17 protein-coding genes, 1 other RNA gene and 1 pseudogene are annotated in these 20,834 nt (G+C 38.6%); 2 read left to right on the top strand and 17 right to left on the bottom strand.

Features of this window, described 5'->3' with window-relative positions; all coding sequences use genetic code 11:
• Positions 1-146: 146 nt before the first annotated feature.
• From cbpF to QM424_RS05330, 8 genes are all read right to left on the bottom strand, one after another.
• Positions 147-1,121 carry a choline-binding protein CbpF gene (gene cbpF / locus QM424_RS05365; protein ID WP_414393456.1) on the bottom strand — a complete coding sequence of 325 codons (975 nt, stop codon included), beginning with the start codon at positions 1,119-1,121 and terminating at the stop codon, positions 147-149.
• A 101-nt stretch (positions 1,122-1,222) separates the two neighbouring features.
• Positions 1,223-1,912, bottom strand: a complete 690-nt coding sequence (locus QM424_RS05360) for a response regulator transcription factor (RefSeq protein WP_414393454.1) — start codon at positions 1,910-1,912, stop codon at positions 1,223-1,225.
• Between the two features lie 11 nt (positions 1,913-1,923).
• Positions 1,924-3,348, bottom strand: coding sequence for an NADP-dependent phosphogluconate dehydrogenase (gene gndA, locus QM424_RS05355; protein ID WP_414393452.1), 1,425 nt, complete (start codon positions 3,346-3,348; stop codon positions 1,924-1,926).
• 75 nt (positions 3,349-3,423) lie between these two features.
• Positions 3,424-4,821, bottom strand: a complete 1,398-nt coding sequence (mapZ, locus tag QM424_RS05350) for a cell division site-positioning protein MapZ (RefSeq protein WP_414393450.1) — start codon at positions 4,819-4,821, stop codon at positions 3,424-3,426.
• Positions 4,822-4,833: 12 nt separating this feature from the next.
• Complete coding sequence (locus QM424_RS05345) at positions 4,834-5,991, bottom strand: THUMP domain-containing class I SAM-dependent RNA methyltransferase (protein ID WP_414393448.1); 1,158 nt, start codon at positions 5,989-5,991, stop codon at positions 4,834-4,836.
• 84 nt (positions 5,992-6,075) lie between these two features.
• Positions 6,076-6,456, bottom strand: an RNA gene (gene rnpB, locus QM424_RS05340) — RNase P RNA component class B.
• 29 nt (positions 6,457-6,485) lie between these two features.
• Positions 6,486-6,806 carry a cell division regulator GpsB gene (gene gpsB / locus QM424_RS05335; RefSeq protein WP_414393446.1) on the bottom strand — a complete coding sequence of 107 codons (321 nt, stop codon included), beginning with the start codon at positions 6,804-6,806 and terminating at the stop codon, positions 6,486-6,488.
• A 69-nt stretch (positions 6,807-6,875) separates the two neighbouring features.
• Positions 6,876-7,403: an SLOG family protein gene (locus QM424_RS05330; RefSeq protein WP_000179549.1), complete on the bottom strand. Its 528-nt coding sequence runs from the start codon at positions 7,401-7,403 to the stop codon at positions 6,876-6,878.
• A gap of 66 nt (positions 7,404-7,469) precedes the next feature.
• Here QM424_RS05330 and recU point away from each other — a divergent pair, with 66 nt between their 5' ends.
• The gene (gene recU / locus QM424_RS05325) at positions 7,470-8,066 is read left to right on the top strand and encodes a Holliday junction resolvase RecU (protein ID WP_414393440.1); all 597 of its coding nucleotides are present in this window, start codon (positions 7,470-7,472) and stop codon (positions 8,064-8,066) included.
• Positions 8,063-10,219 carry a penicillin-binding protein PBP1A gene (gene pbp1a / locus QM424_RS05320; protein ID WP_414393437.1) on the top strand — a complete coding sequence of 719 codons (2,157 nt, stop codon included), beginning with the start codon at positions 8,063-8,065 and terminating at the stop codon, positions 10,217-10,219. The genes recU and pbp1a overlap by 4 nt, the downstream gene beginning before the upstream one ends.
• Before the next feature lie 190 nt (positions 10,220-10,409).
• Here pbp1a and QM424_RS05315 read toward each other — a convergent pair whose 3' ends face one another.
• The 9 genes and pseudogenes from QM424_RS05315 to QM424_RS05275 all read right to left on the bottom strand — a co-directional run bounded on the left by QM424_RS05315 (position 10,410) and on the right by QM424_RS05275 (position 20,830).
• Positions 10,410-12,389, bottom strand: a complete 1,980-nt coding sequence (locus tag QM424_RS05315) for a peptide ABC transporter substrate-binding protein (protein WP_414393435.1) — start codon at positions 12,387-12,389, stop codon at positions 10,410-10,412.
• 156 nt (positions 12,390-12,545) lie between these two features.
• The gene (locus QM424_RS05310) at positions 12,546-13,571 is read right to left on the bottom strand and encodes an acyltransferase family protein (protein WP_414393433.1); all 1,026 of its coding nucleotides are present in this window, start codon (positions 13,569-13,571) and stop codon (positions 12,546-12,548) included.
• Positions 13,564-14,670 (bottom strand): annotated as a pseudogene (gene glf, locus QM424_RS05305) (UDP-galactopyranose mutase). Before glf (QM424_RS05305) ends, QM424_RS05310 begins: the two are co-directional and overlap by 8 nt.
• Before the next feature lie 63 nt (positions 14,671-14,733).
• Entirely contained in the window at positions 14,734-15,585 is an 852-nt protein-coding gene (gene rfbD / locus QM424_RS05300; RefSeq protein WP_414393430.1) for a dTDP-4-dehydrorhamnose reductase, read from the bottom strand.
• 65 nt (positions 15,586-15,650) lie between these two features.
• On the bottom strand, positions 15,651-16,700 hold the full coding sequence (gene rfbB / locus QM424_RS05295) for a dTDP-glucose 4,6-dehydratase (protein ID WP_414393428.1): 1,050 nt from the start codon (positions 16,698-16,700) through the stop codon (positions 15,651-15,653).
• Positions 16,701-16,712: 12 nt separating this feature from the next.
• Positions 16,713-17,306 carry a dTDP-4-dehydrorhamnose 3,5-epimerase family protein gene (locus tag QM424_RS05290; RefSeq protein ID WP_414393425.1) on the bottom strand — a complete coding sequence of 198 codons (594 nt, stop codon included), beginning with the start codon at positions 17,304-17,306 and terminating at the stop codon, positions 16,713-16,715.
• Positions 17,307-18,176 (bottom strand): glucose-1-phosphate thymidylyltransferase RfbA, encoded by an 870-nt coding sequence (rfbA, locus tag QM424_RS05285; RefSeq protein ID WP_414393423.1) that lies wholly within the window; start codon positions 18,174-18,176, stop codon positions 17,307-17,309.
• 56 nt (positions 18,177-18,232) lie between these two features.
• Entirely contained in the window at positions 18,233-19,333 is a 1,101-nt protein-coding gene (glf, locus tag QM424_RS05280) for a UDP-galactopyranose mutase (protein WP_414393421.1), read from the bottom strand.
• 39 nt (positions 19,334-19,372) lie between these two features.
• Complete coding sequence (locus QM424_RS05275; protein ID WP_414393419.1) at positions 19,373-20,830, bottom strand: flippase; 1,458 nt, start codon at positions 20,828-20,830, stop codon at positions 19,373-19,375.
• Positions 20,831-20,834 lie beyond the last annotated feature (4 nt).

Genomic DNA, 20,834 nt, shown 5'->3' with positions numbered 1-20,834 from the left:
CTTGAGTACGGTAAGGCGACGCTGACGTGGTTTGAATTTGATTTTCGAAGAGTATTATTTTTTCCTACAAGTATTTATTCTCTCCTATCTATTTTATTATATTTTCACAAAAAAAGCGATTGTTTCCTTCACAATCGCCTCTTTCATTATTGAACCCATTCACCATTATAGTTGACAGAATAGCCATCTACGGTCGTATTCACTGCCAAAGCACCTGAGCTATAAGCGTAGTACCATTTGCCATTGACCTGGAACCAACCAGTTGCCATGGCTCCTGATGAACGGAGGTAGTACCACTTGTTACCAAGGTATTGCCAGCCCGTTTTCATATCACCATTTAACTGGTCTAAATAATACCAAGTTGAGCCGTCTTGATACCAACCAGTTGCCATAGCTCCTGATGAACGGAGATAGTACCACTTGTTACCAATATATTGCCAACCAGTTTGCATAATACCAGTTGTTGGATCTAAATAATACCATGGAGCAGCTTTTAGCTTATCTTCATCATATGTAAGAGGAAAATCCTTAACCCAACCACGTGCTAGCTCCCCAACAGTCAATCTGTTGATGCGAGAATCAAAGCCACCATCCTTCAGTAAATAATACCAGTGCCCCTCATCATAAATCCAACCAGTTTTTAAGGTGTGATAACTACGTTGATCTTCAAAATAATAGACTCGTTTCTCTGCTGGACTATCATATTGTTCCCCATGATGTTTGTTGGTATTTGTAGCAGTTTTTGCCTCTAAAACTTGCTTGCCAACAAATTCTTGTAAGACACCATCTTGTCCAAAGTAGTACCATTCTGGCATTGGCATAGATTCTAATCTCAAACCATTTGGATAAGGACCAATTGTACTACCTTTAGATGGAAACGGGATATATTGCCAGCCGACAACCATTTCTCCTGATACATAATCAAAATAATAGGTCTTGCCATCAATCACTCGCCAGGCCTTTTCTTTGATGTCACCCTTCTTGTAGTAAGTTCTACCATTTTCTTGGACAAATTTCCAACCTTCTGAATCAGCATCATCCGCCAATACTGCACTTGTTGCCAGTAAGCTAAAGAAAAAGAATGCTAATGCGATTTGCATCAATTTTTTTATTACTTTCATTAGACGTATCCTCCATAACTGATTATAGCAAAGACCAAACTGCATGTCAATATATAGAAAACCCCTCAAAAAAGCAGTTACAATGAACTGCAACTGCTTTTCTATTCTTGCATGGTGTAACCGACACCACGCACGGTTTTAATGTAGCTTTTTTGACCTTTTACATCAAGCTTGCTACGTAGATAACGGATATAGACATCCACGATATTGGTTTCGGTCGCACTTTCATACTTCCAGACACTTTCCAACAACTGCTCACGAGTCAGAACTTTCTTGCTTCCCATAAGTGTAGCCAAAAGATCATACTCACGACGCGTCAGAGCAATCATCTCTTCGCCACGATAAACGGTATGATGTTCTACATCCATACGCAAATTGCGGTAAGATGTTGGAACCTTCATCTGACTACAGTGTTGGTCGATGAAGTCCCGACCTCGGAAAATCGCTGAAATACGAGCTACCAGATTCTCAATAATAACTGGCTTATAGATGTAAGAAACGGCAAAGCGTTGGATTGTCTCAAGCTGGTCTTGCAATTCTTCACGATGGTCCAAGACCATGATGATTGAAGCTGGCTTAGTCCGACTCAGCTTATCTGCAAAATCCTGGGCTGTCATATCCCCCAGTTGAGCATTCAATAAAATCAAGTCATAGTCTGTCTGAAGAGCCATGGAGAGGGCTTTTTGCCCCTCCTCAACCTGATCAACTCGGTATTGCTCTTTTTGGAGTTCCAAACTTAAAAAATGAGCTAGATTTCGTTCTTTCTCAAGTAATAAAATCCGTTTCCCCATGGCAGACCTACTTATTTTTCGTCATACCAAGAGTAGTGGAATGTTCCTTCTTTGTCTTTACGTTGGTAAGTGTGGGCACCAAAGTAGTCACGTTGCGCTTGGATCAAGTTAGCCGGAAGGTCAGCTGAACGGTAGCTATCATAGTAAGTAATAGCTGCTGAGAAAGTTGGCACTGGTACACCAGCTTGAACAGCAAGAGCTACGATATCACGCACTGCTTGTTGGTACTTAGCAGTAACATCCAAGAAGTACTCATCCAAAAGAAGGTTAGCAAGGTCTGCATCACGGTTGTAAGCATCTGTAATCTTTTGCAAGAAACGAGAACGGATGATACAGCCATCACGCCAGATAGATGCGATGTCTGCAAATGGCAAGTTCCAGTTGTTTTCCTTAGAAGCTACACGCAATTGAGCAAAACCTTGTGCGTATGAAATGATTTTTGAGAAGTAAAGGGCTTGACGGATTTTTTCAATCAACTCAGCCTTATCTCCTTCAAATTTGAAAGCAGCTGGTTTTGGAAGTACTTTGCTAGCATGCACACGTTCTTCTTTGTAAGTTGAAATGTAACGTGCAAATACTGACTCAGTGATGAGTGACAATGGTACACCAAGGTCAAGTGATGATTGGCTAGTCCATTTACCAGTTCCCTTGTTACCCGCAGCATCAAGGATGTAGTCTACGATTGGTCCGTCTTGGCCTTCATCGTCTTTACGGCTCAAGATGTCAGCTGTGATTTCGATCAAGTAGCTGTCCAATTCACCCTTGTTCCATTCAGTAAAGATTTCAGCCATATTTTCTGCAGAAAGACCTAGCAAGTGTTGCATCAAGTCATAGCTTTCTGCGATCAATTGCATATCCCCATACTCGATACCGTTGTGAACCATTTTCACATAGTGACCAGCTCCATCAGGGCCGATATAAGTCACACATGGTTTGCCATCTTCTGGTGCTTTAGCTGAGATTTCTTCAAGAACGTCAGCAACCAATTCGTAGGCTTCTTTTTGTCCACCAGGCATGATAGAAGGACCTTCAAGGGCACCTTTTTCACCACCAGAAACCCCAGTACCGATAAAGTTGATACCTGAGTTTGCCAATTCTTCATTACGACGGATGGTATCTTTGTAGAAAGTGTTTCCTCCGTCAATCAAGATATCACCCTTGTCAAGGTGTGGAAGAAGGGCTTGGATAGTAGCATCTGTACCAGGTCCAGCTTGAACCATCAGCATGATACGACGAGGTTTTTCGATTGAGTTTACAAAACTTTCAACGTCATAGCTTGGTACAAAGTTCTTTTCAGGATGGCAAGCAATTACATCTTCAGTTTTTTCTTTACTACGGTTGTAAATAGCAACTGTGTAACCACGAGATTCAATATTAAGGGCAAGGTTACGACCCATTACGGCCATACCAACGACACCAAAGTTAGCTTTTGTCATTTGACACTCCTCTTGTTTAATTTGTTTTATTTTATCATTTTTACTTTTGAAAAGAAAGAATTTTGTAACGACTGCTTAATAGTCCAAGGCATCCGCATGTCCAGAACCATTTCCAACAAAGTAGCCTGTCTTACAGTTAAGGGTAAAGAGATAGGTTCCATCTGGCTTATAGAGATTGTAATAACCATTGCCATTAACGATATTGACACGTTCAAGGATGTATTGGTTACCAGTGATATAACCACGTGAACGTGAAGTCGCTAAAATTTGTTCTAAGACACCATCCGCAAAATCCCAGGCAGAGTTATTACTATCATCAATAGCAGACTGATTATAGGTAACACGACTAGCACTTCTTTGAACAGCAACCCCTGCACTCGATAGACCCATATTGACTTCACTGCGACTGCTTCTAGTCTCATTTGAACTACTTGGTTTTGTCTCACTAGTCGCATTTGAACTTGCTTGACTAGAACTGCTAGTTTGACTTGAACTTGAGCTAGAAGCACTTGTTTGCTGGCTCTTACCAAGGCTAATCGCCTTATCTAGCACTTTGTCAATCTCAGTATTCCCAGTTTTAATCTCTGTAAATTTAGCATCTGATTTGGCTTTGGCATTGGTATCCAACACACCATCCACAATAGCTGGTTTTTCGAATTGAGCATTGACATCTTGAATGGCCTTGATTTGCGTTGCTAGACTATCATACTTAGATTTGGCAAGCGTATGCTCACGGCTACCTTCTAGCTTATCAAGTAAGGTCTTGAGTTGGTTCAACTTATCAAACTGGCTATTTTTCAAAGCCGTTTTGTTGCTATCTGTATAGAAGGCATCGTATTGGCTATTGAAATCTTCTAAGAACGGCTGAACATTCTGCTCGCTAGACGATGATTGAGAAGTTTGGATTTCCTGTGTTGAGCGATTCACTTGACGGTAAACATAATAAGCAGTTCCAAGAATAAGAATCACTAGCGCTGCTAGGATCCCGTAAATCAACCATTTCTTCTTACTTTCTCCATCTTCACTATCCGTAACTCGAGAAAGTATTGGAACCTCTTCTCCTTCAAACAATTGTACTTCTTCAGTCTCAAATTCTTCGACAGGGGGAACTTCTGAATCGCATGTGAATTCTAAATCATCGAACTGATTCAAGTCATCTTCTTGTACTGAGGACTCAACTTCTGTCTCCTCACGAATCTCTTGAAGTAAGTCATCAAGAGTCGAGGTAACAGCTTCTTCTTTTTCGACTAACTCCTCTTTTTTGTATTGGCGAGTCGCAAACTTATCTGCTTCGATTTCCTCTTTGTGTTGCTTGACATACTTGTCCAAAATGGAATCTTCAGGCAAGACTCCTGCTTCCACTTCTTCATTTTTACGAATCGCTTGACCAACTGTTAACTCTTTTGCTTCATCAAAATCAAATCGTGGTTCTTGGTTTTCTTTTTTATGACGATTCCGTCTTTTCTTACTCATGAGTATCCCTTTCTATTTTACCTCTTGACGTTTAACACGTTGACCAAAATATTGATACAGATCTACTTTCAAGGTTCCGTTGTATAACTTTCGCTTCTTATCTGCTTGGCTACCATACTTGCTTTCAAAGGCTTCATCACTAGTTAGGATAAACTTGCTCCAAGTTTTGAGCGGTGCAAATACTTGACCCATTTCAGCATAAAGCTTGGTAACCCCTGCATCATCTGACAAGCGTTCCCCATAAGGCGGATTTGAGATGATCACACCATTGATTTTATCAGAACGTAAATCCTGCACGCGCATCTGCTTAAAGGTGATATCCCCTGCAACACCTGCTGCCTGAGCATTTGCCTTAGCAATTTCCACCATGCGAGCATCGATATCACAGCCCATGATATCCAATTCAAGCTCACGGTCTACTTTTTTAGCCGCTTCTGTGCGCACTTCCTGAATCAAGCGATCGCTGACCCAGTTCCATTCCTCAAAAGCAAAAGAGCGACGAAGGCCAGGCGCCATCTTTCGAGCAATCATGACCGCCTCGATACAGAAAGTTCCTGAACCACAGGTCGGATCAATCAAAGGCTTGTCTGGATACCAGTTAGAAAGTTGTAAAATAGCTGCCGCCATGTTTTCCTTGATAGGAGCGCCACCTTTTTCGGTACGATAACCACGCTTAAAGAGACTGGAGCCTGTCGTATCAATCATGACAGTTGCCACATCTTTGAGAATAGAGACCTCAATCTTAAACTCCGGACCAGTTTCCATCAGAGGAACTCCTTCTGGGCGGGCATAGTGTTTCTGCAATTTCTTAACAACAGCTTTCTTAGAAATAGCCTGCACACTTGGTTCATTGTGTAGCTTAGATTTAACACACTTGGCTTTTGAAATCGGGAATCGAGCTCCAAGTGGTAAATAATTTTCCCAATCTAGAGCGAAAACTCCCTGAAACAGCTCTTCAAAAGTCTTAGCTGGGAAAGTTCCTACGATAATCTTGATACGATCTGCTGCTCGAAGCCAGAGGTTGGTCTCGATAATGGCTCTCACGTCTCCTTGAAAACGAACACGTCCATTTTCAACCTGACAATCGTAGCCCAACTCTCGCACTTCACGACCAACGACAGCCTCAAGCCCCGCTGCAGCAGTCGCGATTAAATTAAATTCTTTTTTCATGTTACAGTCTTATAAGACCTTTCTATATGTCCACTTTAAAAAATGAGGTTGAGAAAATTTCTCAGCCCCAACCTATATGCAATTTTCTATAAGCCATGTTTTGTTCCAGAAGTGACTAGGACCACTTCCTTCGATAATCATCTGTCTACCACTAACAGCTCTAGCTGATAGCAGTCAGAATACTACGTTCGTTTCCGCGTACTCCATGCCCCGACCAAAATTTGGGTTGCTAGCTTGAGGGGTTTACCGCGTTCCACTCTCTCCGTTTCCAGAAAGACTCCGTCACTGTGGCACTTTCAAGCCTACTCTGGCCTATCCAAGGACTTAGCCATTTCAACTGCCGTAACGATTTCTCGTCCCTAGGCTTATGGTTTCGCCTAGCACAAACACTACAGGCATCACAGCCTGTGCTAGCATGGACTTTCCTCATGAGAAGAAATTCTCCTCACGCGATTATCCAAAAATTGCACATCTCAAATAACTACTTAGAAATCTTAGTTATCTAAAATTTGTTTACCAAACACTTCTTTTTCAAGACGATTCAAGCGTTTCAAAATATCAAAATTCGTCATAGAACTTGTAGTTGCCGCTTCAATAGGCTCTGCTTGAACTGGTGAAGGTTTCGGTTTACGAGCTAATTCTTCCTTCAAATCTGCAATTTCCTGACGAAGTGACTTGACCAAGGCAGCATAGGTTTCATAGTCCTTGATGACATCGTCTAAAAACTCATCAACTTCTACCTTGCTATACCCACGAACTTCACGTCCAAACTCTTGTTCAAAAATATCTTTTGCTGAAAAAATAATACTTGTCATGTCTCTCTCCATTCTCGCTTGCTAGTATTATTATATAAAAAAAGGCAAACAAAAATCAAGGTCAAAGCTTCAATTTTCGGAAAAATTTTCAGCAAGTTCATTTAATTGATCAAATGTTAATCTCTTTATAAAATAGTCCTCTTGATTTTTCATCTTTTGGTAAAAATAAGCTAGTTTCGTTTCATTTTCTTCATCATAAAAAAGATAGGAACTAGTCGTGTTTTCCAGCAAAAACTGCTGGTAATCTCTTAACTGCCCCTTGTGCTCATAGCGAGGATAAGCATATTTGACAAAGTCTACCTGCTTAAAACGACTCAGTTTCATCTGATTGCCTTCATTCCAATTTTCCCCATGGGTTTCAAAAGCAAAAATGGTGGCCAACTGGAAACCGTACTCGGTTTTCATCTCCTGAGCAACCTCTAAAACCCAATATTCAAAACCCAAACTTCCTGTAAACACAAGCCAAGACACCCCATCTGCTGCCATAGCCTCTAAATCTTTACGTATTGCTTTTTTTATCAATTTAAGACGAGGATCCTTATCAGAAAACAAACCCAAATCAAAAGCAGAATAGCCCAAAACCAAAGCTGTAGCCATTTTTAACCCTTTCTGTGCAAATTTATGGTATAATAGAGTGATGTTATTGTACCAATAAGGAGAATTATGGTCAACTATCCACATAAACTTTCATCACAAAAAAGACAACCATCTCTTTCTCAACCCAAAAATTTCGCAAATCGAGGAATGTCTTTTGAAAAGATGATCAATGCTACCAACGACTACTATTTGTCTCAGGGCTTGGCTGTTATACACAAGAAACCAACCCCTATTCAAATCGTACGAGTGGACTATCCACAACGAAGTCGTGCCAAGATTGTTGAAGCCTATTTTCGACAAGCTTCAACGACAGACTATTCTGGCGTTTATAAGGGATATTACATCGACTTTGAAGCCAAGGAAACAAAACAAAAACGTGCGATTCCGATGAAAAATTTCCATCCACATCAGATTCAGCATATGGAACAAGTCCTTGCCCAACAAGGAATCTGCTTTGTCCTTCTTCACTTTTCTTCTCTGCAAGAAACCTACTTATTGCCGGCATTCGATTTGATTCGCTTCTATCATCAAGATAAGGGACAAAAATCAATGCCACTTGGATATATTCGAGAATATGGATATGAAATCAAGGCTGGTGCCTTCCCTCAAATTCCCTATCTCAATGTTATCAAAGAACATTTATTAGGTGGTAAAACAAGATGAACAAACAAACTATCCTGCGAATAGCTAAGTATGTGAGTATCTGCTTCTTAACTTTATTTATCACAGCAGTTATGCTGGGAGGAGGCATATTTCTCTATTACGTCAGCAAAGCCCCAGCCCTATCTGAGAGCAAATTAGTCGCAACCACGTCTAGTAAGATTTTCGATAGTAAAAACGAACTGATTGCCGATCTGGGCTCTGAACGCCGAGTAAACGCTCAGGCCAACGAAATTCCTACTGATTTGGTCAAGGCTATCGTATCGATCGAAGACCATCGTTTTTTCGATCATCGCGGTGTCGATACCATCCGAATTATAGGGGCCTTTTTACGTAACTTACAAAACAACTCCCTCCAGGGAGGATCAACCCTTACCCAACAATTAATTAAGTTGACCTATTTCTCAACTTCCACTTCTGATCAGACCATTTCACGTAAAGCCCAGGAAGCTTGGTTGGCTGTTCAATTAGAACAAAAAGCAACAAAACAAGAAATTCTGACCTACTATGTGAATAAAGTTTACATGTCTAACGGAAACTATGGAATGCAGACAGCTGCCCAAAACTATTACGGCAAAGATTTGAGAGAACTATCACTACCTCAACTTGCCCTACTAGCAGGAATGCCACAGGCTCCGAATCAATACGATCCCTATGCTCATCCAGAAGCTGCCCTTGACCGTCGTAACTTGGTACTTTCAGAGATGAAAGGTCAAGGCTACATTTCTGCCGAACAGTATGAGAAGGCTATTAATACTCCTATTACTGATGGACTCCAAAGTTTGAAATCAGTCAATAGCTACCCAGCATATATGGACAATTATCTCAAAGAGGTTATCGACCAAGTAGAACAAGAAACTGGCTATAACCTTCTAACTACTGGGATGGATGTTTACACAAATGTAGACCAAGAAGCTCAAAAACATCTGTGGGATATCTACAACTCCGATCAATACGTCTCTTACCCTGACGATGATTTGCAAGTCGCATCCACGGTCGTAGATGTTTCAAATGGTAAAGTCATCGCCCAACTTGGAGCTCGTCACCAAGCAAGTAACGTTTCATTTGGTACCAACCAAGCTGTGGAAACCAATCGTGACTGGGGTTCAACAATGAAACCAATCACCGATTATGCACCTGCCATAGAATACGGTGTTTATGATTCCACTGCAACTATGGTTAATGATATTCCTTATAACTATCCGGGAACAAGCACACCTGTCTACAACTGGGATCGAGCATATTTCGGTAATATTACTCTGCAATATGCTCTTCAACAATCTCGTAACGTACCTGCCGTTGAGACACTAAACAAGGTTGGTTTAGATAGAGCTAAAAGTTTCCTAAACGGTTTGGGAATCGACTATCCAAGTATTCACTACTCAAATGCTATTTCAAGTAATACTACCGAATCTAGTAAACAATACGGGGCAAGTAGTGAAAAAATGGCCACTGCCTATGCCGCATTCGCAAATGGCGGTATTTACCACAAACCAATGTACATCAATAAGGTTGTCTTTAGCGATGGTAGCGAAAAAGAATTTTCTGACCCTGGCACAAGAGCCATGAAAGAAACGACTGCTTACATGATGACAGAGATGATGAAAACAGTCTTGACTTACGGAACTGGTCGCGGTGCCTACCTACCTTGGCTTCCTCAAGCTGGTAAAACAGGTACCTCGAACTATACAGATGAAGAAATCGAAAACCATATCAAGACGACTCAGTTTGTAGCACCTGATGAAATGTTTGTAGGTTATACACGTAAATATTCAATGGCTGTATGGACAGGCTACACCAATCGTCTCACACCACTTGTAGGTGATGGCCTCACAGTTGCTGCCAAAGTCTATCGTGCTATGATGACTTCCCTCTCTCAAAACGACCATCCTGGAGATTGGACAATGCCTGAAGGAGTATACAGAAGTGGTGAATTTGTCTTTTTGAACGGTGCCAAGAATGCTTGGACTACACCTGCTACCCAACAAACACAGTCAGTAGAGAACCCCTCTACAACAGCTGAAAGTTCAACTACACAGGCAAACACCACAGTAGGACAACAACCCAACAGTGCTCCAGTAACTGATCCAAATCAAGGACAGCCTGTACAACAAGCACCTCAAACTCCTCAATTTCAACAACAACCACAACAGTAAAAAACATCCTGAGAGTTAGAAATTCTCAGGATGTTTTTACTACAAGATAGCTAATACTCAATAAAAATCAAAGAGCAAACTAGGAAGATAGTCGCAGGCTATACTTGAGTACGGCAAGACGACGCTGACGTGGTTTGAATAGATTTTCGAAGAATATAAAGGAGTCGGCCGCAAACCAACTCCTTTACCTTTATTTCACATGTTTTGCAAGTTCTTCTTGCGCTTTTTTATTGGATTCTTCTTTTTCTTTCATCCATTTATCTTGGGCTTTTTGGTATTCATCTGCAGTGACTGCCTTGTCTTGAAGTTCAAGGTATTTATACAAGAGTGGTTCACTTGTCCCTTTGTTTCCTGACAATGCAAATGGTATTGTAAATGGTACCATCTTAGACAAGATTGGACGCCCTGTACGAGATGTAGTTGGAATAATCAAAGCACTATCTGTCAACCAAGCTTGGGCCGCAGCGTATTTATCATATCGTTTAGAAACATCTGTAGCCTCATCACCAGCTTCTGTAACCAATTTTTCGTAGTCATATAGACCTACTTTTTTAGCAGCTACATTATCTTTCCCTGAGTCAAACCCTAAATATGTTTTAGTACTTTCTCCTACAGATGGTTTGATAATATCAAGGTAGGTTGATGGATCGGCAAAGTCAGGACCCCAACCGACATTATCTGATAAATCCCAGTCTTCTCCAGCAGCATTTTCAGCAAAATATGTAATATTGTTTACTTCATCTTTTTGTAGTTGTTGAATATCAATAATGACATTATCAGTTCCTAAAGTCGCTTCCAAGGATTGTTTCATAGATTGCACGCGCTGAACTTTTGTAGTTGCTGTTTGGTCAACAGGCATATCTAGGTGAATTGGGAATTGGACTCCTTCTGATTGTAAGGCTGATTTAGCTTTAGCAAATTCAGCCTTGGCTTTCTCTGGATTGTAAAGGCCATCCTGAGAATCTGCAAGATTAACATCCTTCCATTCATCCCCATAAGTGACCAATTTCTCTTTGACCATATCGCCAAAGTTTTTACCATCTGCTTGAACAAATGTTGGTGGAACAAAGAGATTACGTAAGATTTTGCTTGCTCCAGTTTCTCCATTCAACTGAGAGGCATAGGCTGTACGGTCAAATCCGAAAGCAATAGCCTGACGGAAATCCTTGTTTAAGAGAGCTTTTTTAGTAGATGCCTTTTGTTCTTCGCTGGTCTTAGATGTGTATTTATAAGATTGGCGGTCAATATTTGTACCAACTAGATACGTAACAGAGTCTTGTTGAGTATAGACAATATTGTCTTTCAGCTCTTTTTCAAGTTCTGCAAAACTTGCACTTGTTGGATAGAGACGAGCTGCTGTAAGGCTACCATCTTTAAAGTTTTCTGCTGGTTTACTAGTATCTTGACCATCCCAGAATGACAATTTAACTTTGTCAATATGCACATTGTCTTTATCCCAGTAGTTCGGATTTTTCGCAAATTCAACAGAGGATTTGGTCACAATAGATTTCAACAAATAGGGACCATTGTACAAGATACTACTTGGATCCGTAGCTTTGGCAAAATCATCCCCTTTTGAGTTCAAAAACTCTTCATTGACTGGCGCAAGCACACCCATGGTTGTTTTAGAATTCCAAAAGCTTTCAGGTTTGTTCAAAGTGTATTGGACTGTTTGATCATCAAGGGCTTTAATCCCGACTTGAGAAAAATCTTTGATTTCCCCTTTAGCATAGGCATCTAGTCCTTTGATTGAATCCTGTACCAAGTAAAGGGCTTCTGCTTTCTTATCTGTTGCATATTTAAGACCTGTCACAAAGTCCTGAGCCTTAACAGGAGCATACTCTTCTCCCTCAGATGTATACCACTTGGCATCCTGACGGATCTTATAGGTATAAGTCAAGCCATCCTTAGAGACAGACCAATCCTCTGCAAGTGATGGTACCAAATTCCCATAGCGGTCATTTTCAAGCAATCCGTCAATAACATTACTAGTAATATCAGATGTTGAAGCTTTGCCAGTTGTTAAATAATTAAGATTATCAGGATCTTTCTCGTATGTAAAGGCAAAGGTCTGCTCACCTTTAGCGCCTGAGCCCCCTGAACAAGCAGCTAAGACACCTGCTGCTAATAAAGTCACTCCCGCAAGAGCCAATACTTTTCTTGTTTTCATAGTCTTCTCCTTTGTTTTTTTATTCATTATAGACCCTTTTTAAAGTCCTGTCAATAGAATTTTCTGAATTTTAGAAACTTATTTTTTAAACAATACGGTTGCAAAAATATGAATATTATCAAAAAACCTCAACTACATTAGGTAGTCGAGGAATTTTTATTTTAGTTTAATATATCTCTGTGGTAGTAAAACAATATTCAATAATGGAATTTTCTTCAATACATTGGTTGCAAGTATTGATAAATACCAGCCCAAGACAATACCAATAACAATATGGAGAAAAACAGGACCAATTCCCATTTTTAACATTAGAATCCGAATCATACTACAAATTGGTGAATGGAAAATTAGAATCCCTATACTAATTTTCCCATATTTACTAAAATACCTAAAAATATTTTGGGATATTTTTTCTATTTTTGGAAAAATTATAAATGATAAGATAACATTACCTGTGTATCCAATAATCCACCATCTAGGATAGTTATAGTCCGTTATTATTTTACCATCTACATTAAATAAAATATACATCATATAAATATATACGATATTAAGTATGATTCCTAGTAGAATTATGTTTCTAAATCTAATATCATTAAATTTAATTGTTTTTAATACAGAACCCAGCATGAAAATTACTCCCCATGCTAAAACTTTTTTTATAAAAAATATTTCTGACATATATACTAATGTAATTATATATCCGAGTATACTAATCATAAAAAGATAGTTTTTATTCTTTATAAATATTGATAAAAATCCGTATACTAAATATAGTGCCCATAATGTATACAAATACCATACAACTCCTAATGGTTCTTTATAAATATTTATCAAATTAAACAATGTAGTGGGAACACGTACCGATCCTCCCGCTATTTTCTGTAATACATAATGAATTATAGAATAAAATATATACGGTAATCCTAATACTATCGTTTTCTTCTTCAGATAATAATAATACTCTTTAAAATTCTCTACAGATTTGAAAAAATATCCTGATAAAGCAAAGAATACTGGAATATGGAATATATATATAAATGCAATAACTATGGATAACCATTTGGCATCACTTGTAAATTTCCCAGAATCAAATAAACCAGTAAATACATGACCTATGACTACTAGAAATATTGCAAACCCTTTCCCAAAATCTATCCAGTTTATTCTATTTTTAGTCATTATTACCTAATTCCTCTCTTACTACATTAAGAGCTCTTTCGATTACTACGTGCATATCATAATATTTATAATCTGCAAGACGACCACAGAAGATAACCTTGTCATTTGTTGCTGCTTCTTCTTGATATTTAGCAAATATGCCATTGTTTCTCTCATCATTGATTGGATAATAAGGTTCATCTCCACGTTTCCAATCAGCTGGGTATTCTCGAGTAATAACCGTTTTATCTTGTGTACCATACTCAAAGTGTTTATGCTCAATAATGCGAGTATAAGGAATTTCACGTTCTGTATAGTTAACAACAGCGTTTCCTTGATAATTTTCCTCATCTAGAACTTCATGCTCAAAACGAAGACTACGGTATTCTAGCTCACCATGTTTATAATTGAAGTATTGGTCAATCATCCCTGTAAAGACAACTTTTTCAGCAGAAGCTTCTAATTCCTGACGATTGGCAAAAAAGTCAACTCCAAGTTCTACTTCTACATCCTTCAACATATTTTCGATGATAACATTATAGCCACCGATTGGAATTCCTTGGTAACGGTCATTGAAGTAGTTATTATCAAAAGTCAAACGAACTGGTAGACGTTTGATGATAAACGGTGGAAGGTCAGTCGCAGAACGTCCCCATTGCTTTTCAGTGTATCCTTTAATCAACTTTTCATAAATATCTGGACCGATCAACTTGATAGCCTATTCTTCCAAGTTTTTAGGTTCAACGTCCTTCATATGAGCCGTTTGATCAGCAATCTTATCTTTTACTTCCTGTGGAGTTTTTGTGCCCCACATCGCATAGAAGGTATTCATATTGAAAGGAAGATTATAAAGACTTCCTTTGTAGTTTGCGACAGGTGAGTTGACATAGTTGTTAAACTCAGCGAATTGATTGACATAGTCCCAAACTTTTTTATTAGAGGTATGGAAGATATGGGCACCATACTTATGGACATTGATTCCGTCAACGTTCTCACAATAGATGTTCCCACCAATGTGGTCACGTTTATCTATTACTTTTACTTTTTTTCCTTGTTTTGTTGCTTCATGAGCAAAGATTGCACCTGACAATCCAGCTCCGACAATAAGATAATCGTACATCTTAAGCTCCTTTGGAGTTTATTATCTGCCTCTTTTATTAGACTAGAAAAATCATTCTATTGCTTATCTTACTTCTTGTTTGTAAAATTCTTTCAAGGCATCTTGCCAGGTTGGAATGACAAATCCAGTAGCTTTAGCTTTAGAAAGGCTCATTGTTGAGTTTAGCGGACGTTTAGCTTTTGCTGGAAATTTACTTGAATCTACTGGCTTGATTTCCACATCTGTATCTTTCAAAATTTCAACTGCAAAATCATACCAAGTTGTGTCTTCTGTAGCATCATTTGACAAATGATAATAACCAAATTCCTTGCGGTTTTCAGCCAGGTAGGTCATGAACTCAGCCAAGGTACGAGTCCAAGTCGGACGACCGTGCTGGTCATTTACAACTGTTAAAGTCTTATGATTTTTCGCAAGATTTTGCATGGTAAAAACGAAATTTTTGCCATAATTTCCAAATACCCAGGCAGTACGGATAATATAGAAATTAGACACATGCTTCTCAACTAACTCTTCCCCCATACGCTTAGTGCGTCCATATTCTGTCTGTGGATCTGGTCGGTCATCAACTTCCCACTCTTGTCCAACTGGTTTCTTACCGTCAAAGACATAGTCGGTGGAAATATAAACTAGAGTTGCACCATGCTTTTCAGATGCTTTGGCGACATTTTCTGTCCCCGTAACATTGATGGCATAGTCCAATTCTTTTCCTTCATCCTCTGCTGCATCAACAGCGGTGTAGGCAGCACAGTGGTAGACTAAAGTTGGTTTCACCTCTTCAAAAACTTTCTCAACCATTTCTTCATTGGTAATGTCCATCTCAGTCACATCTACTGCTACGTATTCTTCATTACGCTCATCCAATAAATAACGAAGTTCAGTTCCTAATTGGCCTTTTGCTCCTGTAATTAAAATCATCTATAGCCCTTTCTAATATGTAACTCTTTCCAATATAGCAATAAAAAGCAGTTATTTCCTGCTTTTTATAATGTAATAATCTCCTGAGTCTTAGCATAATTGGCTTCAACAGCTTCTTTCTCTGCTTTCCACCATTCTTGATTATCTGCATACCACTTGATTGTTTCCTTAAGTCCAGCTTCAAAGTTAGTAAATTCTGGTCTCCAACCTAATTCATCACGGAGTTTACTTGCATCAATCGCATAACGAAGGTCATGTCCTGCACGGTCAGTCACATGATCATAGGCATCCGCAGGTTGTCCCATTTCCTTAAGGATAAGTTCCAAAACTTCCTTGTTGTTCTTCTCCCCATCAGCTCCAATCAAGTAGGTTTCACCGATTTGACCTTTTGTCAAGATTGTCCAAACTCCTGAAGAATGATCATTTGTATGAATCCAGTCACGAACGTTCTTACCTTCACCGTAAAGTTTTGGCTTAATTCCACTTAGGATGTTGGTAATCTGACGTGGGATGAATTTTTCAATGTGTTGATAAGGACCGTAGTTATTTGAACAGTTAGAAATCGTTGCCTTAACACCAAATGATCGTACCCAGGCTTTTACAATCAAGTCTGAAGCGGCCTTGGTTGATGAGTATGGAGAGCTAGGATTGTATTTGGTATCAGCAGTAAATTTCTCACCTGGACCTTCACCATTTCCTGGCAAATCCTCACGAAGAGGAAGATCACCATAAACTTCATCTGTAGACACATGGTGGAAGCGAATATTATATTTGCGAACTGCTTCCAAAAGAGTATAGGTTCCGATAAAGTTAGTATGTATAAACGGTGATGGATCATTCAGCGAATTGTCATTGTGGCTTTCCGCTGCATAATGAACGATAGCATCTGCTTGAGCAGCCAACTTGTCTACCACCTCTGCATCCGCAATATCACCAACAACTAACTCAACACGATTACCTAAAATTTCCTCAATATTAGCACGGTTCCCAGCATAAGTCAACTTGTCTAATACTGTCACGTGAACATCTGGAAAGTTCTCGTAAACATAATGGACAAAGTTAGAACCGATAAAACCAGCTCCACCTGTCACGATAATATTTTTGTATTCAGTCATATTCTTTCCTTTTTACAAATCCTCTTTTTTCAAAGGTTTTACATCCTTAAGTAGTGGATGATTTTTATCTGCTTCTGAAACCTCTGCTTCTGCAAGATTTTCCCATTCAATACCAAGGCTTGGATCAGCGTAATTCACAAAGGCATACTTGGGTTTGAGTTCAAGAGCCCAGTAATCATTGACCAGATAACTATAAGAAACTGTATCTGATAGGACTTGGAAACCATTGGCCACACCTCTAGGAACAAAGATTCCCTTACTTGCATCAATTACTGTTTGATAGGTATTTCCGAAAGTTTCGCCCTCGCGTAGATCAACCCAAGAACCCAGAACTTTCCCACCATCTGCTACAGAGATGTACTTATCCCAAGATTCTGCGTGGAGGCCACGGAGAACATTTTTACGTGAGAAGGATACGTTGTTTTGCAATTTTCCTTCTGCAAAGAAAGACTCTGGAAATCCAAGTGGGAGCATTTTTTCCTTTTGGAAATTTTCTTTAAACCAGCCACGATTATCACCATGAACAGGGATATCAAACTCCAACATACCTGGAATTGCATCAACCTTGTGTGCCGCAAGCGTCTTACCGAAAAAATTATCTGTCATCTATGCTTCTCCAATCAAACGGAGCAGATACTGCCCGTATTCATTTTTCTTAAGTGGTTGGGCTAAGGCCAATACATCTTCGCGACTGATATAGCCCATACGGTAAGCAATTTCTTCCAAGTTTGCCACCTGAACATTTTGCATCCGTTGGACTGTTTCGATGTACTGTGAAGCCTCTAGTAAACTTTCATGAGTGCCAGTATCCAACCAAGCAAAGCCACGTCCCATAACCTCAACCGATAAATCTCCACGATTTAGGTAAGCCTTGTTGACATCTGTAATTTCCAATTCACCACGCGGGCTTGGTTTAATACTTTTAGCAATTTCTACTACATCATTGTCATAGAAATAGAGGCCTGTAACTGCATAATTTGAACGAGGATGTTCTGGCTTTTCTTCGATAGAAATAGCGTTCATATCCTTGTCAAACTCAACAACGCCAAAGCGTTCTGGATCCCTCACATGGTAACCAAAAACAGTCGCTCCTGACTCCTTACTTGCGGCCTTTTGTAGCATCTTCGAAAGGCCAGGACCGTGATAGATATTGTCACCTAAGATCAGAGCAACACTATCATCAGAAATAAACTCTTCCCCAATGATAAAGGCTTGTGCCAAACCATCTGGACTCGGTTGCTCTGCATAAGACAATTGAATCCCAAACTCAGAGCCATCTTGAAGAAGTTCTTTGAATCGATACAAATCCTGTGGAGTTGAGATAATCAAAATATCTCTAATCCCAGCCAACATCAATGTTGAAAGTGGGTAGTAAATCATCGGTTTATCATAAACCGGCATCAGTTGTTTTGATGCAGCTCGAGTCAAAGGATACAAGCGAGTTCCTGAACCACCCGCGAGAATAATACCTTTCATAGTGGGGTACCTTTCTTTGTTGATGTACAATAATCAAATTGTTAAAAATGCAAGTTTCAGTAACCAAACTCTTCTGTTACTACACTAAGTGCACGTTCAATGACTACATGCATGTCATAGTATTTATAATCTGCTAAACGACCACAGAAAATAACCTTATCATTTGTTGCTGCTTCTTCTTGATATTTAGCAAACATAGCATTGTTTCTCTCATCATTGATTGGATAATAAGGTTCATCTCCACGTTTCCAGTCAGCTGGGTATTCGCGGGTAATAACTGTCTTTTCTTGTGTACCATACTCAAAGTGTTTATGCTCAATAATGCGAGTATAAGGAATTTCACGTTCTGTATAGTTAACAACAGCGTTTCCTTGATAATTTTCCTCATCTAGAACTTCATGCTCAAAACGAAGACTACGGTATTCCAACTCACCATGTTTGTAATCGAAATATTGGTCAATCATCCCTGTAAAGACAACTTTTTCAGCTGAAGCTTCTAATTCTTGACGATTGGCAAAAAAGTCAACTCCAAGTTCTACTTCTACATCCTTCAGCATATTTTCGATAATGACATTATAGCCACCGATTGGAATTCCTTGGTAACGGTCATTGAAGTAGTTATTATCAAAAGTCAAACGAACTGGTAGACGTTTGATGATAAACGGTGGAAGGTCAGTCGCAGAACGTCCCCATTGCTTTTCAGTATATCCCTTAATCAACTTTTCATAAATATCTGGACCGATCAACTTGATAGCTTGTTCTTCCAAGTTTTTAGGTTCAACGTCTTTCATGTGAGCCGTTTGCTCAGCAATCTTATCTTTGACCTCTTGAGGAGTTTTTGTCCCCCACATAGCATAGAAAGTATTCATATTGAAAGGTAGATTATAAAGACTGCCCTTGTAATTAGCTACAGGCGAGTTGATATAGTTGTTAAACTCAGCAAATTGATTAACATAATCCCAGACTTTCTTGTTAGAAGTATGGAAGATATGTGCACCGTATTTATGAACATTAACACCTTCTACATTCTCACAATAGATATTCCCACCAATGTGGTCACGTTTATCAATAACTTTGACTTTTTTTCCACGCTTGGTTGCTTCATAAGCAAAGATTGCACCTGACAATCCAGCACCAACGATTAAATAATCGTACATTTTATTCTCCTTTAAAATTACATTTTCAAAAATAATTAGTTAAACTTTCTTTAATTTTTTATAAAAATTTTCAAGAAAATTAATAATGAAATCATCCTTTAATAATACTAGAATCACAGCATAACTTCCGAAGAAAATAATTCCTTCCACACATAATAACCAAAAATAACTTAGTTGTAAGTTCTTTGCAAGAATCATTCCTAAAGTACTTATACCTACAGTAAATAGATAGCGTATCCCAACTATTTGATGTATTATTTTAAAGAGTAAATCTCTCGTATAGTAAATCTGAACACATAAAACAACGAATTCAGCAATCATAGTGGCAAACGCTGCTCCACTTACACCATAAGATGGAATTAAAATGAAGTTTAGTAGTAAATCTATTAACGCTCCTGAAGTCACTGAAAGTAATACGTACTTTTCTTTTTCTAAAGGTGTTAATACTTGAATACCTAATACACCCGTAAGTGCATTAGGAATAACTGCAAACATTAAAAATTGCATTCCTATAACAGCACCCAAATATCCCTCCCCAGCAAGTAGCAAAATACTTTCCTTTGATACTGAAATAAAGAATACTGACAATGGAAGCGATAAGAATAACGTAAAGTTCAAAGCTTTTGTCATGATTTCCAAAAAACGATCCTTCATTTGATTATTAGCATAATAGGACATTCTTGGAAGCAAAACATTTCCTAATGAAGTAACAACACTCAAGAGAATCCCCTTTAGTTTTGTCGCTGCGGTATATAATCCTACATCATATGTTCCTTTCATACTTCCTAGCATAACGGTATCAAGATTCGTATAAATCGACACTACCAATGTCTGAGCAAATAAAATCAAAATCGGCTTTATATGTGGTTTAAAATGATAAGTTTCTGTCTTTTTAAATGATATATATTTAAATAATCGTTTAAAATTTAAAATATTTGATCCCACACTAGCAAAAACAGAAACTCCTGCATACATAATATAATCCTCAGGACTATGGATAAGTAAGAAAATCATAGCTAATGACAAAAGTCTGAAGAAAATCGATCTAAAAGTAATATAATCATATTGTTCAATTGCTTGAAAAAACCAACCAACTCCTATAACATTTAATAGTATTCCTATTGCATTGATATAAAATAATTCTTTATAGATGTACATTGACGGTAAAGTGAACAACATTATAAAATATGCAATGAGTACTACAAATACAAGAATTACATTAATAATCAATAGTTCTTGGACAATGGTAGATAATTTTCTTTTATCATCACGTACTTTTGCTGCAGCACGTATACCATACGTTGGAATACCAAGTGAAGCAATCATCATAAAATAAGATACAATAGATGATACGTATGCTACAGTACCATTCGCCTCGACCTGAAGTACTCTAGAAACATAGGGAAAAGTTATCAACGGAAAGATAAAATTTGAAACAGTCAAAATAAAATTCATTATAAAATTATATCTGATGGATTTAACTTTATAACCTGTCATATTA

The sequence above is a fragment of the Streptococcus mitis genome (assembly GCF_047464945.1).
Taxonomy (GTDB): domain Bacteria; phylum Bacillota; class Bacilli; order Lactobacillales; family Streptococcaceae; genus Streptococcus; species Streptococcus mitis_EA.
This window is presented reverse-complemented; position numbering and strand designations above follow the sequence as displayed.